Here is a 2221-nt window from a genome sequence, read left to right on the forward strand (position 1 = left end):
TGACCATCGATCAATGCGCCCGATGGCGTACCGGTCCAGTGCCTACAAGTCGAGAACAAGTTTCGCGCTTTTCGACCGGGAGCAACAAACCGTCATGCAGTCATTGCGAAGATGTTCCGCATCCGTCAAAAACACATCCCGATGATCGGGCTCACCCTGCAACACCCGCGTCAGACACGTTCCGCAGACCCCCTGTTCGCAGCTGACTTCCACAGCGACACCGGCTTCGCCCAGAACCTCTACGATGCTTCGATCCGCAGCTACCGTCAGGACCTGCCCCGTGCTGCGTAGCTGCACTTCGAAGGATCCTTCTGCAGAGGTGACGTTTGAGGGTGACGCAGCAAAGAACTCCCGATGCAGCCGGGCTTCTGGCCAACCCCGTGCGCGCGCATTCTCCAGGACATATCCAATGAACGGCGCAGGTCCACAGACGTACACGTGCGCGTCGTCGGTCGAGCTTCCCAACGCCGGCCCGATCTCAAGCCGTTGTTCAGCAGGCCCGTCATCAAGATGAAGATGCACATGGGCTGAAAATGACGATTGCGCCATGCGCCGGACAAAGGCGGCACGAGCTACCGTGCGCACGCAGTAATGCAACTCAAAGGGCTTTCCTGACTCAATGAGGTGTTCGGCCATGGCCAGTATCGGCGTCACCCCGATTCCGCCTGCGAACAGGATGTAGCGGCTTGCGGCGGGATCAAGCCCGAAGTGGTTCCGCGGCGCTCTGATCCGGATTGTGTGACCGGCCTGAATGGTGTCGTGCACAGCTTGCGAGCCACCGCGTGATGACGGCTCCCGGAGCACGCCGATTACGTAGCGATGGCGCTCGCGCGGACTGTTGCAGAGCGAATACTGCCTCGTCAGCTCAGGTGTGACTTCAACATCGATGTGTGCGCCAGCGGTGAACCCGGGGAGCTCCCCGCCCTTGCTGTCCACCAGCTCAAGACGGACAACACCATCCGCCTCGAGCTCCTTGACCGCAACCTCTACCTCAAACCACGACTCGTTCATTCACGACGCTCCGCCAGCTTCCCGCCATTCGCCTCGAGATCCAGGAGCCGTTCGCGCATCCTTCGCACCCGCATTGGGCCTGCGTCGCACGTCAGCAGCACCGGTTTCATTTCTTCCAGCGAGCGACCACCCATATTCCTCTGAACGCTCGCGATCATTGGCTCATCCTCCGTCGCAAACGCCTGACGGATAAACTTTGCCAGCTCCTGCGTCATGGCATCGTCGTCGCGACGATAGTTGCGAAAATGTATGAAAAAGTAGTAACACTGGGTGGCGCTCGACGGCGTCACGACCTGCAGGGAATCGATCTGGGCGCCGTGATAACGTCCCTGTCCGGCCGGTGCATGCCCGGATGTCAGATAGAAGTTCGCTGGCGCATCCCAACGGATGTCCAGCCAGTAATCCACCAGGTCGTCCTTCGAGCACCCACCTGACATGGAAAAGGATGGCGCTGGCGTTGTATTGGGCGCCATCCGCATGCTCCATATCGAGTTGCCTTCCTCACGCACTTCGGTCTGACCTGGGACGAGCCCCTCAGAACCCAGCGTAGTCTTGTGCGTAAAGGCAACGTGACTGAGATCCATCAGGTTGTCCGTCATCAACTCATAACTTAAGGGCATCTCCATCGTCTGCCCGCAGGTATACGTAAATACGTCAGGTTGATTTAATTCCGGGTAACGGACAATGGTGGATTCATCCGCGAGTTCGGCTGCACCCATCCAGATCCAGACGATCCCGTCGCGCTCCGCCACCGGGTAACGCCTGACACAGGCCGCCTTGGGAATAGTCTCACTGTGAGGATTGTGAACACATTGCCCCGAAGGGGCGAATCGCAGACCGTGATAGAGGCATTCGATGGTGTCGCCAACCACTTTGCCCATGCTAAGCGGAGTAAAGCGGTGCGGGCACACATTTCGCAGAGCCGCTACCTCGCCCTCGGAGGTACGGAACAAAACGACCGATTGTTCGATGATGAGCCGTTCCAGAGGCTCCTGCACGACGTCCGCAGACCACGCTGCAAAGTACCAGACGTTCTGTAAAAACCGCATATTCGGCTGCCTGTTCCCCTTCAGATCCGAACGAGCAACTTCGAGTTGTATGGGGCTATTTTGTGCGGTGGACATCACACTGTCTCCTGTCTTCATCTATTCAGGCAAGGAAGTGTCCCTTGCGTTCTAAGCTTTGTTCCGACAAATTTAGCCGGGTAATC

The 2221-nt window shown here is 58.1% G+C and carries 2 protein-coding genes; both read right to left on the reverse strand.

Going from position 1 to position 2221, the window contains the following annotated elements; all coding sequences use genetic code 11:
- Nucleotides 1-42 precede the first annotated feature (42 nt).
- Nucleotides 43-1011 carry a PDR/VanB family oxidoreductase gene (locus P0D96_RS47800; protein WP_408321287.1) on the reverse strand — a complete coding sequence of 323 codons (969 nt, stop codon included), beginning with the start codon at nucleotides 1009-1011 and terminating at the stop codon, nucleotides 43-45.
- The gene (locus tag P0D96_RS47805) at nucleotides 1008-2135 is read right to left on the reverse strand and encodes an aromatic ring-hydroxylating dioxygenase subunit alpha (protein ID WP_408321289.1); all 1128 of its coding nucleotides are present in this window, start codon (nucleotides 2133-2135) and stop codon (nucleotides 1008-1010) included. Before P0D96_RS47805 ends, P0D96_RS47800 begins: the two co-directional genes overlap by 4 nt.
- Nucleotides 2136-2221 lie beyond the last annotated feature (86 nt).

This window comes from Paraburkholderia sp. RL17-347-BIC-D (assembly GCF_046027915.1).
In the GTDB taxonomy this organism is placed as follows: domain Bacteria; phylum Pseudomonadota; class Gammaproteobacteria; order Burkholderiales; family Burkholderiaceae; genus Paraburkholderia.

Coding starts and splice junctions, on each gene's coding strand:
- P0D96_RS47800 (WP_408321287.1), bottom strand. CDS start 1,011: ATGAACGAGTCGTGGTTTGAGGTAGAGGTTGCGGTCAAGGAGCTCGAG.
- P0D96_RS47805 (WP_408321289.1), bottom strand. CDS start 2,135: ATGTCCACCGCACAAAATAGCCCCATACAACTCGAAGTTGCTCGTTCG.